The sequence below is a fragment of the Acinetobacter sp. V2 genome (genome assembly GCF_001188385.1).
In the GTDB taxonomy this organism is placed as follows: domain Bacteria; phylum Pseudomonadota; class Gammaproteobacteria; order Pseudomonadales; family Moraxellaceae; genus Acinetobacter; species Acinetobacter oleivorans.
Genome location: NZ_JZFB01000002.1, coordinates 365,180 through 371,378 on the forward strand (window position 1 = coordinate 365,180; position 6,199 = coordinate 371,378).

Annotated in this window: 6 protein-coding genes; 5 read left to right on the forward strand and 1 reads right to left on the reverse strand. The window is 41.4% G+C overall.

Annotation, left to right across the window (positions count from 1 at the left end):
- On the reverse strand, positions 1–1,116 hold a 1,116-nt coding region (gene gshA, locus UC75_RS10510), incomplete at its 3' end, for a glutamate--cysteine ligase (RefSeq protein ID WP_228137268.1).
- A 168-nt stretch (positions 1,117–1,284) separates the two neighbouring features.
- Here gshA and UC75_RS10515 point away from each other — a divergent pair.
- The 5 genes from UC75_RS10515 to UC75_RS10535 form a co-directional block, all read left to right on the forward strand.
- A complete protein-coding gene (locus tag UC75_RS10515; protein ID WP_049837547.1) occupies positions 1,285–1,824 on the forward strand; it encodes a DUF924 family protein in 540 nt (179 codons plus the stop codon).
- 59 nt (positions 1,825–1,883) lie between these two features.
- Positions 1,884–2,447, forward strand: coding sequence for a CC0125/CC1285 family lipoprotein (locus UC75_RS10520; protein ID WP_049837548.1), 564 nt, complete (start codon positions 1,884–1,886; stop codon positions 2,445–2,447).
- Positions 2,448–2,460: 13 nt separating this feature from the next.
- Complete coding sequence (locus UC75_RS10525) at positions 2,461–3,771, forward strand: DUF445 domain-containing protein (protein WP_049837549.1); 1,311 nt, start codon at positions 2,461–2,463, stop codon at positions 3,769–3,771.
- 28 nt (positions 3,772–3,799) lie between these two features.
- Positions 3,800–4,954, forward strand: a complete 1,155-nt coding sequence (locus UC75_RS10530; RefSeq protein ID WP_049837550.1) for a pyridoxal phosphate-dependent aminotransferase — start codon at positions 3,800–3,802, stop codon at positions 4,952–4,954.
- A gap of 105 nt (positions 4,955–5,059) precedes the next feature.
- Positions 5,060–6,199, forward strand: a 1,140-nt coding sequence (locus tag UC75_RS10535) for an MATE family efflux transporter (protein WP_228137269.1), incomplete at its 3' end; no start/stop codon positions are given.

Genomic DNA, 6,199 nt, shown 5'->3' on the forward strand with positions numbered 1-6,199 from the left:
ATCTGGGCTGTCACTTAGCAAACAATAAAGTGCTAGCACTTCAAGGAAGCCTGCCGTTGTTTCATCAACGCCAATTGCCGAGTATGGGTTTACATCAACAGCACGTAGCTCAACATAGCCCACCCCTCGATTTTTCAAGGCTTGAGACGGCGTCTCACCTTTTTGAGGCACCTGTTTTGGGCGTACAAGACTGTAATATTCATTCTCGATCTGCAAAACATGATCATTAATTTGCAACGGCTCACCAGAGGCATCATTTAACCCTAAACGGCTAAATGGTGGGTAAGGAGAATGAACGGCTTTTTGTAAACCATCCAGATAGCCAGTCAAATTGTTGTAATGAATACCTAAGCTTTTTTGAGCTGAGTTTTGATAGCCCAATCGTCCCATGCGCAAAGCTGTAGCATACGGTAAATAGTATGAACCTTTGATTAAAGGTAACAACTGATGTTTATGTCCAGTTAAGAAACAACGACATACTGTTGGGCTAGCGCCCACTAAAAACATAACTAACGGTGTTAAACGGATAAAATTACGAATAAGGCCAAAATAACGATGGCTACGATAATCCTGCAAACTTAATGATTTTAATTGTTCGTCAGTTTCATGAGCTTGTAGCTCGGCAAAAAGTGTATCTGGAAAAGATAAATTGTAGTGCACGCCTGAAATGGTTTGCATACGGCGACCATATCGAATTCCCAGCCCACGGCGGTATAGTGTTTTAAAACGACCAATATTAGAGGTGCCGTATTGTGCTAGACGAATCCGTTCTTCATTGTCATCTAACATACATGGCATAGACAGCGGCCAGAGTTTCTCACCATTTTCTAAATGACGATGCACAACCGCATGGATATCGGTGAGCTCATTCAAAGCTTCACCAATGGTTGGCTTAGGTGAGGTAATAAACTCCATTAATGCTTCTGAATAATCAGTTGTAATCTGTGGATGTGTTAAAGCCGAACCCAATGCCTTTGGATGTAACTCTTGTGATAAGAACCCATTACTTTGCATACGTAGGCTTTCACGCTCTATTCCACGTAACATGCCTTGTAGTAGCGACGAATCCACCCAAGCAGGAATAACTGATTGAGAGGGTGTAGTGGGTTGACTCATGCATTTGCTCGCTTATTAAAGATCACTATATACAAAATCGTGAGATGATACGGCTATTTATATACTCACATCATTCCAGTTTGGCAATTTTTATCACAATCTTGTTATTTAAGACACGAAAGAATTGTGATTTTATTGAAGAATAATTGCTAAAGAGTTGTCAATATCATGAACGAACAAGACATTTTAAACTTCTGGTTTTCTCCTGAACACCGTTCACTTTGGTTTGCAAAAAGTGATGATTTTGACAAAAAAATTCGTGAAAATTTTTCTGATGTTCATCGACAGGCAACTCAAGCAGAACTGTGGTCTTGGCGAAAAACAGCGGAAGGCCGTTTGGCAGAGATTATTGTACTAGACCAGTTTTCTCGCAACATTTATCGTGATCAACCCAAATCTTTTGCCTATGACAGTTTGGCATTAGCTTTGGCACAAGAAACGATTAGCTTGCAACTCGATGCACAGCTTAATCCAGAGCAACGTTCTTTTTTATATATGCCATTTATGCATAGTGAATCAAAATTGATTCATGAATTTGCCTTGAAACTCTTTCAACGCCTCGGCAATGAAATTAATTTAAGTTTTGAGAAAAAGCATAAAGTCATTATTGATCGCTTTGGACGCTATCCTCATCGAAATACCATTCTCGGGCGTGTTTCCACTCCAGAGGAAACCGAATTTTTATTAGAACCGAACAGTAGTTTTTAAAACTTCTTAATTTTTAATGCTGAGTCATCTATTTTTTAATGCTCAGCTGGGAGTTCATCATGAAATATCTCTCTCTTTGTTTAGCCTTAGGCACTGCCTTAACTTTAACTGCGTGTGCAACGACTCCAAGTAAACCAAGAACCTTTGATCAGCTTGGCCAGTTTTCAGCATATCCTCTAAATGCCCAAACGTTCCGTATTAGTTTTCAAGCCGACCCAAATATGAGTTATGGCAGAGCTGAAGAAATTACCTTGGTGAAAGCAGCACAAACGACGATACAAAAAGGTTTCCGCTTTTTTAAAGTGCAAAATGATCCAAGTAATCAGAGCCAGAAACCACAACGTCAGGCTGTGGTTTATCCATCAGCTCCAAGCTTTTACCCATATGGTTATGGTCGTCGCTACCCAGGTTTCTGGCATGATCCGTTCTATGATTACCCACAAGTGGTCAATATCGATCCTGTTCAAGTGTCGTATACTATTGAATGTTATCGGGATCAAAAGCAGGCTCCACAGGATGCTTTTGATGCAACCTTGATCTTGAGATCAATCGGACAAAAATATGGATTGAGTCCGACAGGAGAGCTGTTGCCACCGCCTGAGCCTCCAGTAAAACAAAAATGAATAGGATAAATTTATGAACATGGCAGAAGAAGTTCACCACGTGCCCAGTCTTAAACGTAGCAAATATTTTGCTACTCTGGCGCTTATTATTGTCGTTGTGCTGTGGATTGCACTGATGGTGGCTGATCGTTTTCTGCCAGAGTACACAGGTTTTATTCATATTTTAATGTTAGGGGCAGAAGCTGGTGTAGTCGGTGGTTTAGCCGACTGGTACGCGATTACGGTTCTGTTTCGGAACCCATTTGGTAAGTTACCCATTCCTAAGTTTTTACGCGACCATACCGAGATTATTCCACGCAACAAAGCTCGCATTGCAGAGTCAATGGGTCGTTTTGTACAAGAAAATTTTCTTTCGCCTCAAGTGGTTGAACGAAGCTTAGAAAAAACTGACTTAAGCCTCGCAATTGGTCAATGGTTGGCAAGCCCACAAAACAATACCCAAGTGGTACAGCTCATTCAGCAAACCGTACCGAAAATTTTTGAGTTTGTTAGCCAAGATCAAATTGCCAATTTTGTGCAAAACAATAGTGTGCAATGGGTGCGTAATACCGAGGTCAATAAACTCGCAAGTGAAATGCTACGTGCAGTATTGGAAAATGATTTCCATCAAGACGTTTTACAGCGTGGACTCGATATCGCTCATGAATGGGTGGTACAAAACCCAGATAAAACCCGTGAATTAACCCGAAAAATGTTTAAAGCACTTGGTGTCTGGTCACTTGCAAAAGGCGCAAGCTGGATTGGTATTGATGTTCAACAACGCACCATCGATTCACTCGTTGAAAAAGTAGAATCGATGTTGGCAGACCCTGAACACCCATGGCGACAAGAAATTGAAACCATTGCCCACTCTCTCATGCTTGAGCTGGCAAAACCAGACAGCGTTGCTAGTCAACGTCTCAACAGCGGTAAAGATGCCCTTCTCGATAGTCCACAAGTCCTCAATTTCATCAGTGGCGCTGTTACGATTTTGTGTAATGCCATTAAAGAAGATTTAATGAAAGAAGATTCTGGCATTGCAATGAACCTAAGAGCGGCTATTCAACAACTAGGTGAAAACCTTGTTCAAAATGCTAAGGTACGTGAAGTTCTCAACAAAGAAATGACAGGACTTGCGCTGACTTTTACAGATCAATATAGCCATAAAATCATACGCTATGTCAGTGAACGTATTCATGAATGGGATTCACGCGAAATGATCGGGAAAATTGAAAATGAAGTCGGTGGCGACCTACATATGATCCGAGTAAATGGCGTTGTAGTCGGTGCATTTATTGGTTTAACCCTCGGTGTAATTCGGGCAGTGATTGAATCAATTTTATAACTTTAAATATCTTTAATAAGAGAACAATATGCTACAGCTACAGTCAAAACTGGCCACTCAAGGCGTGACTATTTTTAGTACCATGACGGCAATGGCACATCGACTAGGTGCTCTCAACCTGTCACAAGGCTTTCCAGATTTTCCGGCACCACAAGCCTTACTGGAAGCTTTATCTCAGGCGACTTTAGCTGGGCATAATCAATATCCACCTGGCGATGGTATTCTCGGTTTACGTGAACAGCTCGCTTTACAATTTCAGCAGCGTGACCAACTTCAACTTGACCCTGTAACGCAAATCACGATTACTCCCGGTGCAACCATTGCAATTTTTTGTGCCATACAGGCATGCATCAACGCAGGTGATGAAGTCATTATTTTTGACCCAAGTTATGACAGTTATGGCCCTTCTGTGCAGTTAGCAGGTGGTAAAGCAGTTCATATTGCACTTGAGGCACCTGACTTTAAGGTGAACTGGCAGCAAGTTAAAGATTTAATTAATGAGAAAACCCGTATGATTGTGGTGAATACTCCCCATAATCCAACAGGTACCATCTGGGCAAAACAGGATTGGTTAGAGCTTATTGCACTGATTCAAGATAAAAACATTGTGGTTTTATCCGATGAAGTCTATGAACACTTAGTCTTTGATGGTCAACAACACTTTAGTGCTTTGCATTTTCCAGAGCTCAGAGAGCGTAGTTTTGTGATTGGGTCTTTTGGGAAAACCTTTCATGTGACTGGCTGGAAAACAGGTTATTGTGTCGCTTCACCTGAGTTAATGCGTTTATTTCGCCAGATTTACCAATATGCGAATTTCTGTGGCACGACACCTTGTCAGATTGCCCTAGCGCAATATATGCAGCAACATCCGGAACATATTCAAGAGCTTTCGCAGTTTTACCAAACTAAGCGAGATCGTTTTAATCAGGCAATTCACAATAGCCGTTTTTTACTAAAACCATCTCAAGGGACATATTTCCAAAACCTTGATTACAGTCAGATTAGACCTGACTTAAACGATGTAGAAATGTGCCAGTTTCTTGCCGAGCAACATAAAATTGTGGCTATTCCTGTTTCAGTTTTCTACCAGCAAGCGCCAGAGTCTTTACGTCTGATTCGCTTCTGCTTTGCTAAAAATGATGAGACATTGCAAAAAGCAGGAGAAATCTTGAATGAATGTTAATAAATTTAGAAACTTAGCATAGTAAAACACTACAAGAAATTTCACCTAAATATGCTAAGTTGAATGTCTGCCCCGCTCATCAAAGAGATGGGCGATGGAGAACACATGCCACCAAGACAGTCTTTAATTCACCAGCAAAATCTATGGAAAACGTTTTTCGTTTTCTTACTGCCTCTCATTGCAACTAATATTTTGCAGAACTTGTCGGGGACGATTAACACCATCTTTGTTGGTCAAATGATGGGAGTTGATGCGATTGCTGCCGTCTCGGTTTTTTTCCCTATTTTATTCTTGCTTCTCGCTTTTATTATCGGGATTTCAACGGGTACTACTGTTTTAGTAGGGCAAGCGTGGGGCGCACAGAATATTGAAAAAGTCCAAAGTGTGGTGGGTTCGACCCTGTTTATGACACTGATTGGTGGGGTAATTACCGCGATTATCGGCGTGTTTTTTGCCCATGATATTTTAGAGTTATTGGGCACAGATCCAAAGGTAATGCATCTTGCTTTGCCTTATGTGCAATGGATGCTGGCGGGTAGCCCGCTTCTGTTTGTTTATATTATTTATACCTCAATTTTACGTGGTGTAGGCGACAGTACTACACCGTTACTTGCATTGGCTTTAACCAGTGTAATTGGCTTGGTGATTACCCCGATATTGCTTAAAGGTTATTTTGGCTTACCCGCCCTAGGAATTATTGCTCCAGCAATTGCAACGATCACGGGTTATGTTGCTATCTTAATTTTTCTAGCGATTTATCTGAACAAGAAAAATCATCCACTTCGGCCGAATCGTCAGCTTCTGCAACATATCCGTCACAATCCAGAACTGAGCAAAATCATTTTGCGCTTAGGCGTCCCGACCGGCATTCAAATGATTACCACCTCAATGGCTGGCTTGGTTATTGTTGGGTTGGTTAACCATTACGGATCGCATGCTACAGCAGCGTATGGTGCCGTGAATCAGGTGCTCAACTACATTCAGTTCCCTGCCTTATCAATCTCAATTGCGGCTTCAATTTTTGCAGCACAAGCAATTGGTGCTGGCAAATCAGATCTGTTAGCACGAGTAACCCGCACAGCTTTGGGGATGAACTTCTTATTTACAGGTACCTTAATTGCACTCGGCTATCTATTTTCTAAATATTTAATGGCTTTGTTTATTACCGACCCAACTGTGGTGGTGTTAGGGCAGCAACTTTTATTTATTGTACTTTGGGCAATTTTATTCTTTGGGGCAGGTGCC

Bases quoted from the DNA above. Each gene is read 5' to 3' on its own strand.
- UC75_RS10525 (WP_049837549.1), top strand. From the start codon at position 2,461: ATGAACATGGCAGAAGAAGTTCACCACGTGCCCAGTCTTAAACGTAGC.
- UC75_RS10530 (WP_049837550.1), top strand. From the start codon at position 3,800: ATGCTACAGCTACAGTCAAAACTGGCCACTCAAGGCGTGACTATTTTT.
- UC75_RS10515 (WP_049837547.1), top strand. From the start codon at position 1,285: ATGAACGAACAAGACATTTTAAACTTCTGGTTTTCTCCTGAACACCGT.
- UC75_RS10520 (WP_049837548.1), top strand. From the start codon at position 1,884: ATGAAATATCTCTCTCTTTGTTTAGCCTTAGGCACTGCCTTAACTTTA.